General features: G+C 54.4%; 17 protein-coding genes and 2 tRNA genes. 4 read left to right on the top strand and 15 right to left on the bottom strand.

Annotation, left to right across the window (positions count from 1 at the left end):
* Positions 1-44: 44 nt before the first annotated feature.
* From sctV to HYS22_08270, 7 genes are all read right to left on the bottom strand, one after another.
* A complete protein-coding gene (gene sctV / locus HYS22_08300; GenBank protein ID MBI1910152.1) occupies positions 45-2,168 on the bottom strand; it encodes a type III secretion system export apparatus subunit SctV in 2,124 nt (707 codons plus the stop codon).
* The gene (argJ, locus tag HYS22_08295; protein ID MBI1910151.1) at positions 2,165-3,352 is read right to left on the bottom strand and encodes a bifunctional glutamate N-acetyltransferase/amino-acid acetyltransferase ArgJ; all 1,188 of its coding nucleotides are present in this window, start codon (positions 3,350-3,352) and stop codon (positions 2,165-2,167) included. Before argJ ends, sctV begins: the two co-directional genes overlap by 4 nt.
* A 93-nt stretch (positions 3,353-3,445) precedes the next feature.
* Positions 3,446-4,612, bottom strand: a complete 1,167-nt coding sequence (locus HYS22_08290; GenBank protein MBI1910150.1) for a hypothetical protein — start codon at positions 4,610-4,612, stop codon at positions 3,446-3,448.
* Between the two features lie 146 nt (positions 4,613-4,758).
* Positions 4,759-6,090, bottom strand: coding sequence for a radical SAM protein (locus HYS22_08285; protein ID MBI1910149.1), 1,332 nt, complete (start codon positions 6,088-6,090; stop codon positions 4,759-4,761).
* A gap of 98 nt (positions 6,091-6,188) precedes the next feature.
* Positions 6,189-6,263 (bottom strand) — tRNA-His (locus tag HYS22_08280).
* Positions 6,264-6,294: 31 nt separating this feature from the next.
* Positions 6,295-6,690, bottom strand: a complete 396-nt coding sequence (locus HYS22_08275; GenBank protein ID MBI1910148.1) for a Rieske (2Fe-2S) protein — start codon at positions 6,688-6,690, stop codon at positions 6,295-6,297.
* 41 nt (positions 6,691-6,731) lie between these two features.
* A tRNA-Arg gene (locus HYS22_08270) sits at positions 6,732-6,804 on the bottom strand.
* 137 nt (positions 6,805-6,941) lie between these two features.
* On the opposite strand from HYS22_08270, the gene rplM reads away from it, so the two are divergent.
* From rplM to HYS22_08250, 4 genes are all read left to right on the top strand, one after another.
* On the top strand, positions 6,942-7,373 hold the full coding sequence (gene rplM, locus HYS22_08265) for a 50S ribosomal protein L13 (protein MBI1910147.1): 432 nt from the start codon (positions 6,942-6,944) through the stop codon (positions 7,371-7,373).
* A gap of 1 nt (position 7,374) precedes the next feature.
* On the top strand, positions 7,375-7,773 hold the full coding sequence (rpsI, locus tag HYS22_08260) for a 30S ribosomal protein S9 (GenBank protein MBI1910146.1): 399 nt from the start codon (positions 7,375-7,377) through the stop codon (positions 7,771-7,773).
* 4 nt (positions 7,774-7,777) lie between these two features.
* Entirely contained in the window at positions 7,778-8,815 is a 1,038-nt protein-coding gene (locus tag HYS22_08255; GenBank protein ID MBI1910145.1) for an N-acetyl-gamma-glutamyl-phosphate reductase, read from the top strand.
* A 131-nt stretch (positions 8,816-8,946) separates the two neighbouring features.
* Positions 8,947-9,303 carry a hypothetical protein gene (locus HYS22_08250; protein MBI1910144.1) on the top strand — a complete coding sequence of 119 codons (357 nt, stop codon included), beginning with the start codon at positions 8,947-8,949 and terminating at the stop codon, positions 9,301-9,303.
* Positions 9,304-9,329: 26 nt separating this feature from the next.
* Here HYS22_08250 and HYS22_08245 read toward each other — a convergent pair whose 3' ends face one another.
* The 8 genes from HYS22_08245 to HYS22_08210 all read right to left on the bottom strand — a co-directional run bounded on the left by HYS22_08245 (position 9,330) and on the right by HYS22_08210 (position 21,709).
* Complete coding sequence (locus tag HYS22_08245; GenBank protein ID MBI1910143.1) at positions 9,330-11,090, bottom strand: hypothetical protein; 1,761 nt, start codon at positions 11,088-11,090, stop codon at positions 9,330-9,332.
* An 18-nt stretch (positions 11,091-11,108) separates the two neighbouring features.
* Positions 11,109-11,927, bottom strand: a complete 819-nt coding sequence (locus HYS22_08240; protein MBI1910142.1) for a hypothetical protein — start codon at positions 11,925-11,927, stop codon at positions 11,109-11,111.
* Between the two features lie 84 nt (positions 11,928-12,011).
* Entirely contained in the window at positions 12,012-13,520 is a 1,509-nt protein-coding gene (locus tag HYS22_08235; GenBank protein ID MBI1910141.1) for a hypothetical protein, read from the bottom strand.
* Positions 13,520-14,812, bottom strand: coding sequence for a hypothetical protein (locus HYS22_08230; protein MBI1910140.1), 1,293 nt, complete (start codon positions 14,810-14,812; stop codon positions 13,520-13,522). Before HYS22_08230 ends, HYS22_08235 begins: the two co-directional genes overlap by 1 nt.
* Before the next feature lie 87 nt (positions 14,813-14,899).
* A complete protein-coding gene (locus HYS22_08225) occupies positions 14,900-17,023 on the bottom strand; it encodes a hypothetical protein (protein MBI1910139.1) in 2,124 nt (707 codons plus the stop codon).
* A gap of 73 nt (positions 17,024-17,096) precedes the next feature.
* The gene (secA, locus tag HYS22_08220) at positions 17,097-19,859 is read right to left on the bottom strand and encodes a preprotein translocase subunit SecA (GenBank protein MBI1910138.1); all 2,763 of its coding nucleotides are present in this window, start codon (positions 19,857-19,859) and stop codon (positions 17,097-17,099) included.
* A gap of 41 nt (positions 19,860-19,900) precedes the next feature.
* Positions 19,901-20,785 carry a M23 family metallopeptidase gene (locus tag HYS22_08215; protein MBI1910137.1) on the bottom strand — a complete coding sequence of 295 codons (885 nt, stop codon included), beginning with the start codon at positions 20,783-20,785 and terminating at the stop codon, positions 19,901-19,903.
* A 117-nt stretch (positions 20,786-20,902) separates the two neighbouring features.
* Entirely contained in the window at positions 20,903-21,709 is an 807-nt protein-coding gene (locus HYS22_08210; GenBank protein MBI1910136.1) for a Stp1/IreP family PP2C-type Ser/Thr phosphatase, read from the bottom strand.
* Between the last annotated feature and the right edge of the window lies 1 nt (position 21,710).

Raw genomic sequence — 21,710 nt, 5'->3', positions numbered from 1 at the left:
GTTTGGCCTATAATCTCTGAACGACGATTTGACAATCACGAAATCTAAGCCGCGGACTGTTGTGGCAGAGAGACACGGGCGATCGGCTGGATTCGGACGTTCTCCGAAAGTTCCTGATAAGAAAGGACGGAGAGCTGAGGAAATTCCAGTTCAATAATTTTTCTAAAATACCGCCGCACCTCTGCAATCGTCAGAATAACCGGTGGCTTGGCACCGGGCGGCAACGGGTGGCTCGCAATCTCACGCCCCACCGCCTCAACGATATCCTGCGTCACCTCCGGCTCAAGGGCGAGGTAATTCCCTTTGTCGGTCTTGCGGATCGCCCCCTTGATCATCTCCTCAATCTCCGGGTCCAAGAGATAAACAGCGAGGGTCCCTGCCTGTCCCGCAAACTTGTGGGTGATATACCGTTTGAGTCCGGCCCGAACATGTTCCGTCAGGGCGACGGTATCCCTCTCTACCTCCCCCCATTGGGCGAGCGTCGCAAAGACGTTCTTGATGTCGCGGATCGAGACATCCTCCTGCACCAGTCTCTGAAAAATCTCCGAGAGCTGCATGACGGTAATAATCTTCGGCACCAGTTCCTTTACCAAAGCGGGATGACTCTTTTCCAGTTCGTTCAGGAGCGTCTGCACCTCCTGCAATCCCAAAAATTCATTCGCATGTTTACGGAGGACATAAGAAAGGTGGAGGATCAGGTATTCCGCAATATCCCACATCCGGAAACCGGCCTGCGTCGCGATATCTTTGTAATCCTGTGAGATCCAAGTCACGATGGAACCATCGATCGGATGGATCGTTTCCTTGCCGGTAATATTAAAGAGGGTCAATTGCTCGAGCGGTTCCCCCACAAGGATAGAGCCCTTTTCGATCTTCCCCCTCGCCACCGGGACCTCATTGATATTGATGACATACGCCTCCGCCTCCATATCGATCGTCTGGCCGCGAACCTGGATACCGGGAAAGTTGACCCCCAGTTCATAGTAGAGGCCATGCCGCAGGAGCGGGATCAGTTCATTGATAAAACGACCCCCGTCCTGACTATCATCCACAAAAGGAATGAGGGACGAACCAACCTCCAGTGAAATCGGCGACGGCATGACAAACGGCAGGTTGTCCCCATGCTTGGCCACCGCCTTTTTGATCACCTCTTCCTTGGGGGTCTCCATGATCTGCTGGAGCGCCCTGGTCTTGCCGCGTGTCAGGATCAGTCCGGACCCCCCCAGCACCACTCCCAAGACAATAAAGGGGATCTTGGGAAAGTTGGGAACTGCCGCCAGGATGAACATCAGCACCGCCCCGATGATGAGCGCCTTCGGGTAGGCGGTGATCTGCGTCAGGATATCCCGTCCCAGATTGGCCTCTTTCTGTTCCGAGGCGACCCGTGTCACCACGACACCGGCAGCGACAGAAATGATCAGCGCCGGAATTTGAGCGGTCAGCCCGTCACCGATGGTCAAAAGGGTATAAGTCTTGGCCGCATCCCCCACTGTCATCCCCCGTTGCATGACACCAATAATGAGGCCGCCGATAATGTTGATCACCGTAATGATAATCCCGGCGATCGCATCCCCTTTGACAAACTTCATCGCGCCGTCCATCGCCCCGTAGAGTTGCGATTCCCGCTGGAGGGTGGAACGTCGTTCCATCGCCTGTTCCATGGTGACGATCCCGGCCCGCAGGTCGGCATCAATCGACATCTGTTTGCCGGGCATCGCGTCCAGGGTGAAACGGGCCCCGACCTCCGAAACACGCTCGGCCCCTTTGGCGATAACAATAAAATTAATGAGGGTGATGATCAAAAAGAGGATACCGCCCACCACATAGTTTCCCCCGACCACGATTGTCCCGAAGGCCTGGACCACCTGTCCGGCGTGACCATCCGAAAGGATCAGACGGGTGACGGCGATGTTCAACGCCAACCGGTACAGTGTCGTCATAAGGAGGATCGTCGGGAATGAGGCGATCTTCAAGGCCTCGGAAATGTACAGGGCCACCAGAAGGATGATCACACCGATCGCCAGGTCGATAATCAGGAGGACATCCAGGACCGCCGGCGGCAGGGGGATAATGATCATCCCCAAAACAGAAATCACCAGCGCCGCCAGAATCAGATCACTATACTTGGCGATCAGGTTGTTGAGACTGAAAAAGGTGTCTTGTTTCACGTGCGGTAGTGTGCGTTCAGCTTAACATAATCGACGGTTAAGTCGCTACTGTAAACGTGAAAGGAAGCAGAACCGGCATGGAGGTCCAAGGTGACCAAAAACTGGTTCTGACGCATCACCTGCCTGGCCCTCTTTTCAAAGGCGGGACCGGTGGTCGATCCCTTTCTGGCCACAAGGAGATCATCATAATAGATATCGGCGCGCGAGGGGTCGAAAGTTGCCCCGGAGCGCCCGGCCGCCGCCAGCAGACGGCCCCAGTTCGGGTCCTGCCCATAAAATGAGGTCTTCACGAGTTCCGACTCGGCCACCGCGTAGGCGGCCTTTCTTGCCTCCTCGCGGTTGCGGGCGCCACAAATGGTCACCTTGACCACCTTTGTTCCCCCTTCCCCATCCCTCACCATGGCGATCGCCAGCTTCTGCATCACCTCCAAAAGCCCGTTTTTGAAGTGACGAATCGTCCTCTGGCCCGACAAGCTCCCCCCGGAAAGGCCGTTGGCCAGGACCAGGGCCATATCGTTCGTCGATGTATCCCCATCCACGGTGATCCGGTTAAAAGTTTCGTCGACAACCGGCAAAAATGCCTTTTTCAACAAATTCGGTTGGACCGCGAGATCGGTCAGGATGAAGGCGAGCATTGTCGCGTGGGGCCCCATATCCGGCCGGATCATCCCGGCCCCCTTGGCAAACCCGACAATCGAATACCGCTGGCCCCCCATCTTTCCTTCGTAAAAAGCCACCTTGGCAAAACGGTCTGTGGTCAGGATCGCCACCGCCGCCTTCTGAAAATTTTTGATGGAGAGTGATTGAACTAACCGTGGGAGGGCCCTAACGACCCGGGGCACAGGAAGGGGAACACCAATCTTCCCTGTGGAGGCGACCGCCACCAGGCTGGGATCCAGTGCCAGATGACGGGCCACCCTTTTCTGGACCTCTTTGGCCGCTTCCAGTCCTCGATAACCGGTACAGGCATTGGCATTCCCACTGTTAATAACTACCGCCTGACAGCGCCCCTTTTTGAGGATTTTTCGTGAAAGGATGACCGGGGCGGCCACCACCCTGTTCCGGGTAAAGACCGCCGTTGCCGTTGCCGGCACCTCAGAGACGATCAAGGCCAGGTCTTTTTTCCCGTCTTCCTTGATCCCGGCAGAAAGACCGGCAAAGGAGAAACCTCTCGGCAACCTCATGAGGGGGCAAGGTATGGAATCTCAGAAGAAATAGCAATGAGGATCAGTGGTTCGACTTGGCTCACCATGTCCTTATTATTCTGTAAGGAATTCCTAGAAAAACACTTGGACTTGGAACTGGAAGCGATGGTCATTCATATTCTGGATGCCATTGGCATTATAGAGGGTCGTAAAATCGGTCTGGACCTTGAACTCGTGGGTTCCAAAGACCATGTAGTTGAGGCCAAAACCTGTTTCATACTGGGGGATCGAAGATCCCTTGGTAAGGCCGCTCATCGGGAGTGCGGAACCGGATTTTGCCGGGACAATCGCACTGAAGCGGCTGGCCAGTTCCAACCTCTTGGGCCAGATAAAATACCCGGCCTGTCCCAGAAAACCGAGGTCGGTCTTCCGGAGCGTCAGGTTGTTCAAGAGAAAGGTGCCGCCGAGTAGGTAGATCCCCCGATAGGCAAAGGCCATGTCTGCTGTGGCCTTGAGAAGGCGGTTCTGAAACCCGGTGGTTGTCTCCTTGCCATAACCAAAGTCGTAGAGAACCCCGCCACCCAAGGCCAGACGGGGGCTCTTTGAGTTTTCAAGATCCCCCTCCTGATACGGAAGTTTGGAGCCCAGGAGGTGACCGGTCAGCCGGAGTCCCATCGCCATCTCTTTGTTGAAGTTGGGGGTGTTGTTCCCCTCCCCATTCACAAAAAAGGTCTCATAGGTCAGCCACTTCGTCACATCCCCGTGGATCTCGATACCGATATCCCGAATCGGACAAAAATGGGTAAGGGTATTGGCATTAGAAACTAGTTGCAACTTGACCGACGAGCCCAACAGGTCACGGCAAAAAGGGATAAAGGTTTGCCCAAAGAGAACCTGGAATTCATCGATGATCTTGTAATCAATGAAGGCATCCTTGAGATTGACCGTGGGGTAAAACTCTGTCTGGATGAAATACCTCAGGTCTTTATTGATCGCGTTACCGGAAAGGATTGTCCGCATCAGTGAAAGGTTGAAGGTATTCACATTGACCCGGTTCGGGCCCGAGGTCCAAATGTATTGGTACCGCGGCTTGATCCGGACCTGGAACCTCAGGAGATAATTTTCGTCGCTCGATTTGACCGCCAACCCCTTGCCAAACTCATAATTGATCTTGGCCGTCGTATCCGGTGCGGCCGGCACCGGCTCCTGGGGTGTTTGAGAAACCACCGGCTGGGCAACAGGCTCCGGAAGCGGCTCATAATCAATCTTTGGAGGAGTCTTGTCCGTCTCTGCAGCCACTGCCAGAAGCGGATTGGCAAGCCACAGCACAGCAAAAAGGCTAAAGAAAAATGACCTGGAAATCGACCTGGAGCGCATCTGGGGGGATTATCGGCAACCCTCCATCAAAGTTGCCTAAAAAATAAAGGATTAGAGGTATTTAAAGGTTAAGAACTCAACAAGGGGACCTCTGGCAAGGCCGGAGCCACCGAGGGGAGAGGGGGACGAGGATTCCGGTAGGTCCGCCACCAATGGGTGAAATTCATCCCAAAATAGTAGAGGGGATGGGCCCGATTGGCCCAAAAGCGCTTGAAAATGGAAGACCACCGGTAAAACCGCCGACGGAGTTTGGTATAAAGCTCCTCAATCTCCTCCTTACTCATGGTGGGGTGCCGCCAGACGAGGTTGGCCCCCGTGTAATGCTCCCAATCATGATCAAAAATCTTCCCCTCCCGCTTCACCTTTTCAAAGACCTCGGTCCCGGGGAAAGGGGTCATGATGCCGCTGTTGACCATCGCCAACCGGTTTCGCATGGCGAAGTCATAAACCCGGTCAAAGGCCTCCGGGGTATCCCGCTCAAATCCAAAAATGAAGGCCCCCACCACATTGATCCCGGCGCGGTGCATCTTGCGGATATTTTCCTCATAGTTCTTCACCTTGTTGAATGACTTATGGGCGGAGTTCAGCGTCTCCTGGTCGATCGATTCGATCCCTACAAAAAGGCTGAGACACCCCGAACGCGAGGCCAGTTTCAGGAGTTTTTCATCGCGAGAAATAAGCTCCATCGAGCCTTGACTGCCCCACTTGATTTTCAACGGAATCAGGGCCTCGCAAAGTTCGTAGGCATAGGTCTTGGAGAGAAAAATATTATCGTCCACAAAAAAGAAGATTTTTGAGGGGAACCTTTTGATCTCCTCCACGACATGCTCGACAGGCCGTGTCCGGAAGGTCTTGCCGTACATGAGAGTCACCGTGCAAAAATTGCATCCCAGAGGACAGCCCCGCCCGGTCTGAAGGACCTGGGCGTTCAAGGTGGTCCCGGTGTTGAAGAAGAGATCCTTCCGGGGCATCGGCAGGTCTTTGAGGTCAATCAACCGGTCTGTGTGATAAACCGGCTTTAAGCGGTCGGCCCGGAAATCCTGCATAATCTCCTCCCAGACCATCTCGACCTCGTTGATCACCACCGAATCAAAGTGCCGGCCGCACTCCTCCACCATAAACGAGGCATGACTCCCACCGCAGATTGTCCGGACCCCCTTCTTTTTAAAGTGGTCCGCCAGCCAGTACCCGCGGGGAGCCTGACAGCTCATCATCGTGATCCCGACAAAATCCGCGTCTTCGTTGGGGTCGAGTCTTTCGAACTCTTCCTCGACAATCTTGATCTCATCAAAATAGGGGGTTGCCAGGGCCGCAATCACCGCAAGATTGAGATGATGGACATGCTTTCCCTTGACCCCCTGGACCTCGAGGCCTGCGGGGGCGATCAGCAAAAGCTTCACGAAATCTCCTTTAAGGTTCTTCGAGTGGACTCTTAAGAAGGGGTAAAGTCAACCAAATTGATCTTGGTTGTGACTCCCTACGGTCTATCTGCTAAATCTGGGGTGGGCGGTGGGTCTCGAACCCACGACCTCCTGGGCCACAGCCAGGCGTTCTACCGCTGAACTACGCCCACCATTTATAGTCAGAGAGAGATACCGCACTCTCTACAACTTAATCCAAACCTCGTCGCCGCGGATTTCTACAGGGAATGTCCTGATAGTCAAGCCCTCTTCCCCACGAAGACATTCCCCCGTCCGCAGATTGAATTTCCAGTTGTGGGAGGCACAAGAAACGGTTTCGCCAACCATCTTCCCCCTGGTCAACGGGTATTCGGCATGAGGGCAGGCCTCCTTGATCGCATAAAACTTCCCCCCCACATTGAACAGGGCCAGGTTGAACTGGTCCAGTGGGACCGACCTGGAATGCCCTGGGAGAACCTCCGAAACCTTGCCGGCGTAGACCTCCCCCTTGGCTACCTTCGCCCTTTTTTCGGGAGGGGTATAAATGGTCCCAAACGGCCCCGGTCCCTCTTGCATGAGCGGTTGGCTTTTTTTCTTCATTGTGTGCCCGGTCCGCCTCAGGCGGACGACCCTCTCATTTGTGGGCCCGGCGTGATTTGAACACGCGACCCTCGCCTTAGAAGGGCGATGCTCTGTCCCCTGAGCTACGGGCCCCTGGGTAGAATGCTGCCAAGATTCCACACCCGAGTGTTTAGTAAGTACCATACCCCTGATCCCCTGTAAACCCTCGGGTGGAACACCCCTTGACACAGTTAGCCTGTTTCACTAGAGTCCGCCCCTCGAAAGTTTTTATGCCCAAGAGCTACTACGCCAGAAAAGAGGACAACCACCGCGGCTGGGTGATCGTGAATGTTGCCGATAAAATCCTGGGGAGAGCCGCGAGTCGGATCGCCCTGATTCTTCAGGGGAAGAACAAGGCTATTTACACCCCCGGCGTCGATACCGGCGATTTTGTGGTGGTGATTAATGCCTCCCAGGTGCGCCTGACAGGAAACAAGCTGGAAGATAAAATGTACTATAACCACAGCGGTTACAGGGGCGGTTTGAGGGAAACCACCGCCGGCAAACTCCTGGAAAGAAAGCCGGACGATCTGATCCGACGGGCCGTCCACGGGATGCTCCCCAAAAACAAGATGAACCAGCATTTGATGAAAAAACTCAAGATCTACGCTGGGGTCGAACACCCCCATCTGGCTCAACAGCCCAAAGAGGTCACCGTCTAATATGGTCAAAACTGTCAAAAAAGAGATCTACACCGGCAAGAGAAAGACCTCGATCGCCCGTATCCAGATGGCCCCCGGTGAGGGACGAATCGTTGTCAATGAAAAACCTGTGGAAAAGTACTTTGGCCGTCAAACACTCCAGATGATCATCCGTCAGCCGCTCGAGGCGACCGGTACCACGGGAAAATTCGATGTCACCGCAAACATTTATGGCGGCGGCCCTTCCGGACAGGCCACATCCCTCCGGCACGCTATTTCCAAGGGTCTCCTGGCGATGAATGCCGATCACCGAAAACCACTCAAAACGGCCGGCCTGCTGACTCGTGATGCCCGGATTGTGGAACGGAAAAAGTACGGTCGCCACAAGGCTCGTCGCGGGAATCAGTGGACGAAGCGTTAAACCAATGATCAAGATAGGACTACTTGGAGCGACAGGCTACACCGGCTTGGAGCTTGTCCGGATTCTTGCGCATCATCCCCAGGTTGAAATCGCCGCCCTGACCTCTGAAAAATTTGCGGGCAAACTGTTTTCCCAAGCGTTCCCCTCCTTTCAGGGAATCTGCGACCTCCCTCTGGAACCACTGCAAACGAGCAAAATTGCCAAGAGGGTCAATTTTATCCTCTCCTGTCTCCCCCACCAAAAGGCGATGGCGGTTATTCCCGAATTCCTGGGAAAAGGGTGTAAGGTGGTCGATCTTTCTGCCGATTTCCGGTTTGATTCCCCCAAAGTTTACGAAGAGTGGTACGAAAAACATGCCGCCCCAGCGCTCCTCAAGGAAAAAGTTTACGGCCTCCCTGAGCTCTACCGCAACGAGATCAAAAAGGCCTCCCTGGTCGGTAACCCCGGGTGTTACCCGACGGCAACATTACTCGGCCTGATCCCGCTCCTTGAGGGGAATCTGGTTCAAACGGAAGGGATCATCTGCGATGCCAAGTCCGGAATCTCCGGGGCCGGGCGTTCCGTGGCCCTGGAATCGCTCTTTTCCGAGGTCAACGAGTCGGTCATCGCCTACAAGGTCACGGCCCATCGGCACACGCCAGAGATAGAACAGGAATTGAGCAAGATTGCCGGTCAGGAGGTGAAGTTGACCTTCGTACCGCACCTCGTGCCGATGGACAGGGGGATCTTGGCAACGATTTATGCCCGGTCCCTCCGAAAAATCGATAACAAGACCCTTACCCAACTCTTCCAGAAGAGGTATGCCAGGGAACCTTTTGTTCAAGTTTGTCCCGAAGGGCTCCTCCCCTCCACCAAGTGGGTCCGTGGGACCAACAGTTGTGCGATCGGCGTTCAGATCAACCCGCGAACCGGTCAGATCATCGTGGTGTCGGTCATTGACAACCTCGTCAAAGGGGCCTCCGGTCAGGCGGTACAGAACATGAACCTGATGTGCGGCTTCCCCGAGAAAACAGCACTTGAAAATTCTCCCCTTCAGCCGTAAACTCCCCCCGAAATAAGGGCTATTTGAAAAAAGGACGCAACCTTTTTTTGGGTTGTTCGAAGATGGTGGCAAACAGGGCTCTGTTTTCGGCCCTGTCTCTTAAAAGTCAGGGCGCTCGAGCGGGGGAAAACTTGGAACGTCGTACGAGCCATCGTTTTTCAATCCAATCCACACAAGGGGTCGAGGCGTCGCTAATTCTTGAGGGGAACTCCCTCCTGGACAGAGGGCAGTTTTCAACGGTAGAGATTCCGGTCGTCCCGACCGACCTGTCACTCGGTGGAATTGGTCTTTCTTTTTCCTTTGTCGTGGATCTCTCCGACATCAGCTTTCATGATTGCACCCTTGTGCTAAAAAAAGAGGGCTCCTTCGAGATCCCGGCACAGCTGGCCCATTTTGACCATGAGGCCGGACGGATGGGACTCGCCTTCAAGCGGCTCGATGCCGCCAACGCCTCGTTTATTCAGAGTTTGTTGGAAAACCAGGGTTAAATTCGACAAGATTAAGGGTGTCCTTACTACCCACGGACATGGTGAGCCCGTCGAACCATGAAAAGACTCAGTAGCGTCAATAGTCCCAAAGAAATCACAACAATCACAGACCTTGGGTCATTCTCATCGGCAGGGAGAAGCGAGGCCCCGATTGGGCACCCCCCCACCTCAATCCCCTTCTGACGTTTGACATAGTCCAGATCATCCTGACCATAGGTCGTCGTGGAGGTCGGGCTGGTCTCCCCCTTATCCAGGATACAGTTGGCATTGATATCCTCGGAACCATCGGTCAGTGTATCGCCGTCGCTGTCCACAACACGAGGATTCGGCTCTTCGGGATCGGTCACCCCGTTCTTGTTGCAGTCCTCGGAACCGTCCGGCAGGCCGTCAAAATCGGTATCCGGCAGATAGGCACAACTGATTTCATTCTTGTCGCAAAGCCCGTTGTGGTTCTTGTCCTCCACCTTGTCCGGGATCTTGTCGCCGTCGGTATCCTGCAGGAGCGGGCTGGATTCATCGGCATCGACACGGCCGTTGTGGTTCTTATCCTCTACGCCGTCCGGGATCTCATCGGCATCGGTATCCTTGTTTCGGGGATCGGTCTCCGTCTTGTCCACAACCCCATTGTGGTTGGCATCTTCCTTACCATCCAGGAGATCATCCTCATCGGAATCCGGGTTGAACCGGTCCGTCTCTGAATTGCTCCCTTCGATCTCCGCCAGACAATCGTTGTTCTTGTCTTCAAATTTGTCGGTCAGGCCGTCGCGGTCAACATCCTTCAGTTCCGGGATCGGAATCCCCGAAACACAGGCGTTTCTGGCGCAAGTCATCTCTTCATCGGTGGTCGGGATCCCCTGCTCAAACTCATCGGGCGAAATCGCCGGTGATCCTGGATTGTAGCAGCCGTCAAACCGGTCAATAATCCCGTCGCCGTCGGTATCGGCCTTGAGTGGATCGGTTTCATTCTGATCAGGCTCGATCAGGCAGTCGTCATCAATATCCTCTTCCCAGTCTTTCAGACCGTCGTGGTCCGAATCCCGGTTCGGATCGGTCAGGCGGAGATTCTGTTTGGGGCGGCATTGCCCTTTGCAACTGTTGGTCGGGTCAGCGACCGTCGGGCATTGATCCGCGCTATCTTCAAAACCGTCGCCATCGGAGTCGGCATTGAACGGATCGGTCTCCTTCACCCCGGCAATGGTATCCACCGTACAACTGCTGTTCCGGTCTTCCTGCCAGTCAAAGAGGCCGTCGCCGTCGGAATCCACAACAGAGAGGGACGGATCGTTTTGCAAAAGCTGGCCGGCGGTGCAACTATAACGGCACTGGGGGTTGGGGTTGTTCCGGCAATCGGCATATTCCTGCAAGTCCCCCCTCCCGTCCCCATCGGTATCCGCCTTGTAAGGGTCTGATTCTCCCCGGCCATCAACGCGCCCATTCCGATTCTTGTCCTCGTCCTTGTCCGGGATCCCGTCCCCATCGGAGTCGGTGTCCAGGGCATTGATCGCCCCATCCCCATCCACATCATTATTGCGCTGGTCGCTTTCGATGCCGTCGGTCAAACCATCCCCATCGGTATCGGCATTCTTGGGATCGGTCTCGCCGATGTCCGGATTACAATCCTCATTGGTATCCTCTTCCCAATCCTTGAGGCCGTCGTTATCGGTGTCTTGCGTACGGCTCGTATAGCCACGCTGAGGGTCACAGGCTGGATAGTCAAAACGGGCCTGAGACAGGCAGGGGATCAGACAGAAAGCAATGGGGACAACGAGTAAGAGATGTTTCTTCATGGTTTAAGCCTCTTTCTCCTAGAAACCGATCCCTAAGCCAACACTGCCGTTCAACCCCTCCGGCGTCTTGACAAGGGGGATCTTGCGTTCCTCTCCATTTACGTCACGGGCACCAGCCACGGCCAGACGGGCGCTCTCATAAACGGACCAATCCACTTGGGTATAGAGATAGACTTGCAACGGGTCCGCAATATCGAAGTTCACAGACAACGCCCCATAAGGACGAACGGTCCAAAACTGATTATCATCCTCCGATCCCAGACTAAAAACGACGGACCTCCTTGAGTTTTGGTCGGCGGACGGTCCCCCTGCCGGGACAAAATCGGAGAGGATGCCTGTCTTCTGGTCGGGATTGGAATCGGCGGTATGCATAGATCTGCCAATGAGGGATCCCCCTTCAATGGAAACAACTTTCTTCACATTCAGACGGATGAGAGCAGCCCCGCCAGTGGTCACTACATCCATTCTTGAGGCAAGGTTGGGGATCGGTGTGGCCGGTTCATAGGAAAGGCTTCGTCTCCAGTAACCAGCCCCAAACTGCAAATCAAACCCCTTGCCTAAACCAATCAGACCTCTTCCTGATAAGAGATCCGCTCGTAAGTCAAAACCCGAAGGGGTATAGGCCACTGGCGTTGAATCACCCGCCCCCGGGTATATGGAGGGATCCGCATTAAATTCAAAAGTCCCGTTACCACCGGTCACATAACCAACTCGAAACCGCGCGCCGATATAGTTGGGCGAAGGTGGTGGCGGCGAAGGTGGCGACGGCGAAGGTGGTGCGGCCTGCGCAGTCGCCATCTGCGAAATTACTATTGCTACCGCTCCGATTCCTGCCATGAGTAGACTCCTTTATCTCTCTGTTCCTAGTTGCCTTATCGGCCTGTTTTTAAAAAGGTTGCCTCATTTTTTTCAAAAAACCCGTTATTTAGCCGGGGGGGTGCAGGAAAGAGGGGTCAGGGCCGTTGACCACTCGTAGACCTTCTTCCCGTCCCACAGATAGATCTTCCCCTGGCTCCGAAGCTGACCTTTGATGACCGTCGGCAGAGTCCCTGAGATTGTTGTTTCTACCCAATCCCCCCCCCTTTCCGATTGTAAATAAACCTTGCCCCCGACCACCGCGATCAATCCGAGCCCGGGAACCGCTTCCACCGCCTTCACCACCCCGCCAAGAGGGGTCATCAGGGAGGACCAGCCGCCACCAAATGACAGCCACTCATAGGCACCGCCGTTGCTGGTGATGGCGAAGATACGCCGGTCACTCTCGTGAAAAAACACCGGACGGGCAGGCGGGGGGAGACTAACGCGGTACCAGGAGTTCCCGTCCAGACTCGCGTAAACGTCGGTTGCCGTCGCCGCAAAAAAACCGCGGCTGGAGGCATAAACCTTGTTGATACCGGAGACCTGATGGACGAGATCGATCGTCGGTCTTGAGGAATAAGTGGTATCGTAATGAAAGATCCCGTGGGTCGCCGCAATGATCAGGTCGTCCCCCCTCGCGGAAAGGGAAAAAATAGCCTGAGGTTGATCCAGACTCAAGACAGGGATGACCGCAGACCAGGTCCTGCCACCGGTTCTGGAACGACGAACCATTTCACGGTGGGCCGCATAAACAATACTGGGGTCCGTCTGATTGACCGCAACAGCGGAAAAGCTATCCTGAGGGACGACCCGCAGGTTGGTGAGGGTCCCATTGATCCACTCAAAAACATTGGTCGCCGTGGCCAGGTAAAAATGATTCGGGTCGTTCGGATCAATCGCCAGATCGTTGTGATCCTGAACAATTTTCTCGGTAAAAGTCGTCGTATAACGAACCGGGTCCACCTTGACCAACACCGATTTAAAGGCCGAGGCCCCGGAAGAAAGCCGCTCCGCCACCAGTTTGAAGTTGGTCGTCTGCAACAACGGAACCACCCTTTCCCCTTTCAGCCAGGTAATCGGGATCTGGAGCGTTGCCGGTTCGATGTTGATCTTGTCGGCATTCTGGACATTCCACGTTAATTTGGTCGCCTCACCGGCGCGGAGACAGCTCTTGGAGGCACCAAAATCAACAATAATGGAAGGATCCCCCCCCTCTGACAGTTGGGGAGAGACCACAGTCACCGTCGCCTGGGCCTCGATCTTTTTGGGCCCCTGCGTCGCCACCAGCCGGAAAACGGTGCTCCTGGAGAGGGCAAAATTCAGGTTGCCAAAAGGGTCAGTCACAGGAATTTCTTTTTTGGTCTCCCCTTCCGGTTCCTGAACGAGGGTCGCCTTGTCATACCCCTGGACCTTCCAGGAAACCTGAACGGAATCCCCCTCCACCACCTGGGTTTGATCGGCATCAAAAGAGGCGATCCGGAGCTCCGCCGGGATCTCCTCAAGGGCCGGGCCATCATCAATCCCGCAGGAGACGAGAAAAATAAATCCCAAGAGGAATACCATTTTTCCCATCACTTCAACCCTCCTGTTGCATTAAAGGCGACCTTGAGCCCGCCATAGACAATGTTTTCCCGTTCAATCCTTGAAGGGGGGATTGAATCCGGAAAACCGATCGGTTGTTCGCGGCTCGCCCTCTGGGTGGTCACCCCCCCTACCAACTCAACCGTCGAGCCTTTGAGAAAATCGGGAACTGGTGTTGTTGCGGTCATCGGGAAGAGAGTCAGGCCGACCTCGGCCGCATCCTGCACCGTCCCCCCCCTTTCCGAGGTGACCGCCGCCGGCTCCCCTGTTTCAAAATCACGGGTGGTAATCTCCTGCTCCATAGGCATCTCGGCATGAGAGACAGAAACCCTGAAGAAGGCATAGCGGAAGGTGAGACCGTAGGCCTGTTGCCTATTGAGGGTCACCGCCTCACCGATCCTCTCCCGGATGCTTAAAGGAGGCGGTGGAAGCCGCCGCCCCTGGTTGTCAAAATGCTCCCCACTCAGTTCATCCAGATAATAATCACGAGAGGCCTGTTTTTGACCAAAGACAGCACCGACGGTCAGGGCGAGTGGCCCCGTTTTATAAGCCAGCTGTGCCCCATAAACAGGCCAGCTGGAGGCATCTCCCTTGGCCCCGTAGACCCTGTCGGCCAGAAGGTCATCCGGGTTATCCTTCCCCATCCATCCGACAGCCCCGGAGAGGGTCAGTTCATCGGTCCCCAGCGGCTTTAAGTTAACCGAACCGCCGGCCTGTTTGACCGTCCCAAACTTTTCGTTCGCCTGGACTCCGACAATCCCACCGACCGTGACATACTTGCCGGCAACAGCCCCCGGCGTGAAAACTACCGTCCCTTCTGCCGTCTCCCCAAAAGGGCTCAACGCGGTCCCTTGGTCCATCATGCTGTTACCGGAGACAAAGTTGACAGGAAAGATGTACCAGGTGGGAGGCATCAGATCGAGCGAGAACCGCCCTAGCTTTCCTGTCACCTTCAAAAAATCAGGGACCTTGATCAGATCAGAACTGACGGCGGCCTCCCAGTCGTACGCCACAACCCGTCCATTGGGATACTCCTTCCGGTTCTCCCGGAGGCGCCCGGAAACACCCCAGAGATCCGGTGTTGCGTAGACCGTACGGGGAGTGATCGCCCGATGGTGGACAATCCGTCCCCAGAGGACAAGGTTGTTCAGGACCCAGTCGTTGGAGACCGGAGCGGTAAGGGTCAGGGCCGGCTCAAAACGGGTGACGTCGCAATTCGAATTGGCACAAGTCAGGCCGGTAAAAGCGAGCGTTGCCTTGGCGGTAACCGGAGGAGGTGCCATAGTTTAAACCTCTACGGCGCCATTATCGGTTGAAGGGAGGGAAAGTTGCCAAGATTTAATGGGAAAACTGAAACTAAAACCGAGTGTTTAGCGCCAAAACCGCTCCTTTTTGACCCACTTCCAGAGCCGTTTCACCCATTTGGATTGAGCTGATCGAAAAGAATGAAGTTTTTGCCACAGTTTTTTTCTTCCCGCCGGTGGGGCATTGGAGATCCCCCCCTCTTCCCCTGGAAAGAAAAAATCTCTAATTTCACCACAAGAATTGAGATTATCCCCATTGGCAATCGCCTGTACCGAATACCCCGGACTCGCGGTTCCGGAACTGATGTCGGTAGTCTCCAAGCAGACCCCATGGTCACAAAGCTTGCAAAAGAACCAGCGATGCTTGATCGCCCCCTGGTCACAGTAGTATTCCTTCAAGAAAGAACCCTGGCTACAACACTCATCGGTCGCTGTTTGAGTCAGTTCGTTATCAACAAAATAATCGGTATGTCCGGCTGTCCCATACTCTATCCCGCCGTCGGAATCCACACAGCCGCGACGGAAACAGCCCTCTTCCTCCCGGCAAGGGGGATCGATAATTTCCGCACAATCAATATCACTGGAACAGGTCGGCGTCCCAGGCAAAGGGATACCGGCAACAGTGACACATTGACCATTTAAGGTACAGGTTTGGTACGACTGGAGACATTCAGAATCGGTAATACACTCATTCACCCCGGCCCCGGAGACCATCCGGCATTGTTGAGTGGTCAGATTACAGACAGAGTGCCCCTCACCCGGTGTGGTGATAAAGACGTCTCTCTTTTGATTGACGTCATTGATGACCAGATTGGAGGCGTTGGAGGAAAAAACAATCCTCGAAGCACGATCATCGATTTGAGGGTGGCGGGATTCCCCATTCGCCCCCCCATTGAGACCGCGAGTCACAAGGCTACTGGTATGATTTCCGTTATAATTGATGTAGATATCCGTGCCATTGTTGTTGTCTTCTTCCCAGTCAAGATCACCTGCTGTGTCAAAAACAACAATGTTGCCCCTGTCATTGATTCGCGGATTATAAACGTGAGCAAAGCTCGCCAAGCCTGATGCGTCGTAGGAAACTAATGTGGCGGTAACGGTCCCAGCCGGTGTGTCATCCAGAATACCATTTTCGTCCGGGTCCCTGTCGACCTTAAAAATTTGATTTTTATTATAGATGTCTTCCGCCACCAATTCAGGTGAACTCGATTCAAAGGCAACGAATCGACCATCAGGGCTTATGGAACCGTTCTGGCTTTTCCGGGTCGGCTGACCAGACACTGTTTTCGAGATGAGCCTGTTTGTTTGTTGCAACCGATTATAAACAAAGACGTCACCTCTGTATTCAAAAGGATCTGCTCCATCATATGTTCCGATATCATAGAGGATGTAGGTCCCGTCTTGACTGATTCCAGTCAGATTAGGTTGGGTATAATAGTAGTGCGTTTGTCCGTTGGGAATGCCCTCGACAAGGAACGTATCGACCTGACCCACTTCATCAAAGAGCCCATCGCCATCGGTATCGCGGTCGTGAAGGAAGATACCATAGCGTGGGGAGGAGTCTTCGCCTCGCCAGAACCCACTAGTAACGACATATCGTCCATTCCCACTGAGATAGGCCCGCGTTGCCCAGACATCTTGCATCACCCCACCAATGCGGGCCTGGAAGAGTTCGTGGGTCAGGGTTTCTGGGAATGCCTCATCAAAGAGGCCGTCTCCATCGGGATCACGGTCATGGATAACGACTGTATCATGAGCGAACACAAAAAAGGACGGACCACTTTCAAAATCAAGGGCCCGATCCGTGATATAAACAACGGTGCGACCATCGTCACTGATATCGAGAGAGGAAAAATCGTATCGATCCCACTCGCCACCTGGGACCGTCGTCAGACGTATTGTCGTCCCGCGTTGGGTATCCCGAAGAAAGATATCCGTCTCCCGACCGGGATCCCCTAGAACAAGGTTGGAGGCCCAAGAAGTAAAGGCTATATAACGACCATCCGCATTGATGGCATAACCCCCAGCACGGTCAGCACCAACAAACCAATAGCCCCCACTGATATCGTCCCCTTGCTCTCCTGATGTAGAAACGGAGACCAGCTCATGGGCCTTCGTCACCGGGGGGATAAGAAAAAAACCGACGGCTAACAAAAACACCCAGATTTTATTATTGGCTAAATATCTCATGGATCAACCCTCTTTTTGACTATTGCCATAATTCTCGACAGTCTTAGAGAGAAGTTGTGCGTTAAAATGGACATTAACGGCCACAGCACTTTTTATACTTTTTGCCGCTTCCGCAAGGGCAGGGGTCGTTCCGGCCGATCTTTGGACCCTCCCTGGGAGAAGGTTCCGTGATCACCCTCCCCCTCACCCCCTCCCCTCCAGGGAGGGGAGAATCTTGACTCTTGAGCGGTGCTCCTTGCCCCATGACAGGGGCCATGGCATCACCCGGCATCGGGCCGCGCCCCATCATCATCGGCATCGGACGACGCTGGGGCATTTCCAGCTTCTTTTCCTCGGTGATCTGGACCCGGAAGATTTTTTCAACAACATCGGTAGTAAACGCCTGGATCATCCCCTGAAACATCTCATACCCCTCTCTCTTGTATTCAAGGAGGGGGTCCTTCTGTCCATAACCGCGCAGACCGATCCCCTCCCGCAGGTGATCCATGTTCAAAAGGTGATCCTTCCAGAGGGTATCGAGCGTTGAAAGGAGGATTACCTTTTCCGCCTGTCGCATGATCTCCGGGGTAACTCTCTTTTCCTTTTCTTCGTAGGCGGCCGAGGCCTTGTGAAAGAGCGCCTCCCCAACGGCATCGGTCGTAAATTCGGCGATCGGGAGTTCGGCCAGATTCAGGCGAAAATCAAACTGTTTAAAGACCGCGTCTTCGAGCCCCCTCATCTCAATCTCTTCCCTCTTCGCCTTTGCCGGCACAAATCCGGAAGAGATCTGCACCGCGAGTCGATCAAACATATCAAGGATTTTGTCCCTGACCTTCGTTCCCTCCAGGATCTCCCGGCGCAGACGGTAGACGATCGTCCTCTGCTGGTTCATCACATCGTCATATTCAATGAGGTTCTTTCTGATCTCAAAATTGTGGGCCTCAACCCGCTTCTGGGCGTTGGCAATCGCTTTGGTAATCCAGGGGTGCTCGATCGGTTCATTTTCCTCCATCCCCAGTTTTTCCATCATCCCCTTGATCCGGTCGGAACCAAAGATCCGCATCAGGTCATCTTCCAGAGAAAGATAGAAACGACTCGAACCGGGATCCCCCTGGCGTCCTGAACGGCCGCGGAGCTGGTTATCGATCCGGCGCGCCTCATGCCGTTCCGTCCCCAAAATGTGGAGCCCGCCGGCCACGATGACCTTCTTCTTTTCCTCTTCGCAGGCCTTGCGGGCCTCCTCCAACGCCTTGTGGTATTCTTCGGAAAGATTCTCCTCCCCCGCCTTCAGCCCGACCTTGGCGCGGGCGAGGGATTCGGGATTCCCACCCAGGAGGATATCGGTGCCACGCCCCGCCATATTGGTCGAGATCGTCACCGCCCCGTAACGGCCCGCTTGGGCCACAATCTCCGCCTCCCGCTCGTGATGCTTGGCGTTCAGGACATGATGGGCTACACCGCGGTGTTTGAGGAGCGAAGCAATATGTTCCGATTTTTCGATTGAAATGGTACCGACCAGAACCGGACGCCCTTTTTTGTTCAGGTCAATGATCTCCTCAACCACCTCATGGAATTTTTCATTCTCCGATTTATAAATGACATCCGGATGATCGGTCCGGATCATCGGCCGGTGGGTCGGGGCCACCACCACATCAAGATTATAGATTTTGGCGAATTCCGCCGACTCGGTATCCGCCGTGCCAGTCATGCCGGAGAGTTTCTTGTACATCCGGAAATAGTTCTGGAAGGTAATCGTCGCGAGTGTCTGGTTTTCGCTTTCGATCTTGACCTTTTCTTTCGCCTCCACCGCCTGATGGAGACCATCAGACCAGCGCCGGCCAGGCATCAAGCGCCCCGTGAATTCGTCGACAATGATGACCTGATCATCCTTCACGACATAATCGACATCCCGCTTGAAAAGGGTATGGGCCTTCAATGACTGATTCACATGGTGGAGGGTCTCGATATTTTCAGGATCGTAGAGATTGCCGATCCCCAACATCTTTTCCACCTTGAGGACCCCTTGCTCCGTCAGCATGGCACTCTTTGACTTTTCATCCAGCGTGTAATCACCGGTCGCCTGTTTGCCGGTTTTCGAATCGGCCGGTTCGCCACGCACAAGACCCGGAATGACCCGGTCGATCTGGTAATACTTGTCCGTCGCCTCCTCGGAGGGGCCGGAGATAATGAGCGGGGTGCGCGCCTCATCGATCAGGATCGAATCGACCTCATCGACAATTGCGTAATTCATTTCTCTTTGGACATACCCCTCCAGGCTGTACTTCATGTTATCCCGAAGGTAGTCAAAACCGAACTCGTTGTTGGTCCCGTAGGTCACATCGGCGTTGTAGGCCCACTTCCTCTCCGTATCGTTAAGGCCATGGACGATCACCCCGACGGAGAGCCCCAGGAACTTGTAAATCTGTCCCATCCATTCGGCATCGCGGCGGGCCAGGTAGTCGTTCACCGTCACCACATGAACCCCTTTTCCCGTCAGGGCGTTCAGGTAGACAGGAAGGGTCGCCACGAGGGTTTTTCCCTCGCCGGTCTTCATCTCCGCAATCTTTCCCTGATGGAGGATGACGCCGCCGATGATCTGGACATCAAAGTGGCGCATGTTGAGAACCCGCCTGCTGGTCTCCCGAACGACGGCAAACGCCTCCGGAAGGATCTGATCTAACGTTTCTCCCTGGGCGAGTCTTTCGCGGAACTCGACCGTTTTCTTTTTCAGGTCGGTGTCGGAGAGTTTTTGAAGGGCCGGTTCAAAGCCGGCGGTCAGCCCTACCAGTGGGTTGATTGTTTTGAGGTACCGTTCATTCTTGGTCCCAAAGATCTTCTTGAGGAAAGGGATAATCACAACGAAGGCTTATAAAGAAAAATCAGGCTTTTAGGCAAGAACTATTCAAGGATATACTGCATCGGGTCCACCGGAACGCCGTCGACATGGATCTCATAGTGGAGGTGCGGGCCGGTGGAGGCCCCGGTGCTCCCCACGGCGGCAATTCTCATCCCTCTTTTGATCTTTTCCCCCGGCTTGACATAAAGGGCCGAGGTATGACCGTAGACAGAGGAAATCCCAAAACCGTGCTGGATGACAATCGTCTTGCCCAGGCCTCCTTTATAGCCGGCGAAACTGACAATCCCATCGGCCGGTGCGGCCACCAGGGTGCCCCACTGGGCGGCGATGTCCAGCCCTTCATGACGATCCATCCCGGAATGAAGGGGCGAGTGTCTCATCCCGAATTCAGAGGTGACCCATCCCTTGACCGGCCAGACCGAAGGGGTCGAGGCCAGAAAGATCAGCCGGTCCTGTTGCCGCTCATACGCCTCATTGATGCGAGTCTCCAGGTCAGACATCTTTCCCTGGAGGAGTGAAAGTTTGAAATCGAGAGATTTTCCCTCAGCCGCCACCTTGGATGAACTGCTGGGGAGCGGCTCAACCGGTCCGATCCCTTTCTTGATCCCTTGTGAAGAGAGGCCGACCATGGTCTCCAGCTTTGCGGCAAACCGCTCCGTCCGGTCGATATTCTTCTCCAACTGCTGAATTTTGGAGATCAGTTCGGATTTCCCCTCGTGAAAATCCCGATTCGCAATCCTTTCGGCAATCAGTTCACGGTAAGAAGAGCGGTAATACAGGAACCCGGTCAGAGAAAGGAAGGAAAAGGCGGTCCCGAAGAGGATGCCAAAAGCGAACAGTCGAAACTGCCTGTCGGTCAACTGAAACCGGCGGATTCTCCGGTTGTCGGAAGGGATGAAAATAAGATGGCACTCGTTGCCCGGCATTGGAAACTCTCCTGAAAAAAACAGCCCAATTGTCGTTTAGATACGCCAAGAAATAACAAAGCGGAGGGGGCAAGTCAAGCGGTGAATTCACCGGTGATTCACCGTGGAAAAGAATTCCTACTCTTCAACGGTGATAACAATAGCCGTAATATTGTCGTCCCCCCCTTTTTTATTGGCCGCGTCAATCAACTTCTCACAGATCCCCCTGGGTGAATCACCCTTGGGTGGATCACCCTTGGATGATTTGCCGAGGTGAATCACCCTCCGGCTAAGGATCTTCTTGATCTCCTCATCATCCACAAGGTTGGTCAGACCGTCCGTGCAGAGGAGGTACCGATCCTCCGGTTCCAGATCACGAACTTGAAGATCGGTATCCACCGATTCCTGAAAACCAACGGAACGGGTGATGATGTTTTTGAATTTGTGGTTCCGCGCATCCTTGACCGAGATAAAACCGGCCTGGAGTTGTTCGTTGACCAATGAATGATCCATCGTGAGCTGTCTGATTTCGGACCGATGACAGAGGTAGGCCCGGCTGTCTCCCACGTGGGCAATATAGGCCTTGCCGTCCTGAATCAGCAGGCCGACGGTGGTGGTCCCCATCCCCCTCAGATTGGGGTCGCGGGCCGCCTGCTCAAAGATCCGGGCCGAAGCAACCGAAATGGCATATTTGAAACGCTCCCCTATATCCGCCGTATCGACAGAGTCCTCCGTCGTGAGGGTCGATTCGGGATCCTCTCTCAATTTTTTGAGAACCTCCTCAATGGTGGTCACTGCCAGACGGCTGGCATATTCTCCCCCGAGATGCCCTCCCATCCCGTCGGCAACAAGATAAAGACCGATCTCCTCATTCAGCAGGAAGCTGTCTTCATTCTTTTCCCGCTTCTTTCCGACATCGGACAACCCGTAGGCATTCACCTTCATA

It is taken from the genome of Deltaproteobacteria bacterium (assembly GCA_016177765.1).
Lineage (GTDB): Bacteria > UBA10199 > UBA10199 > JACPAL01 > JACOUP01 > JACOUP01.
The sequence above is the reverse complement of the archived record's forward strand: the minus strand, read 5'-3'. Positions and strand labels throughout refer to the sequence as shown.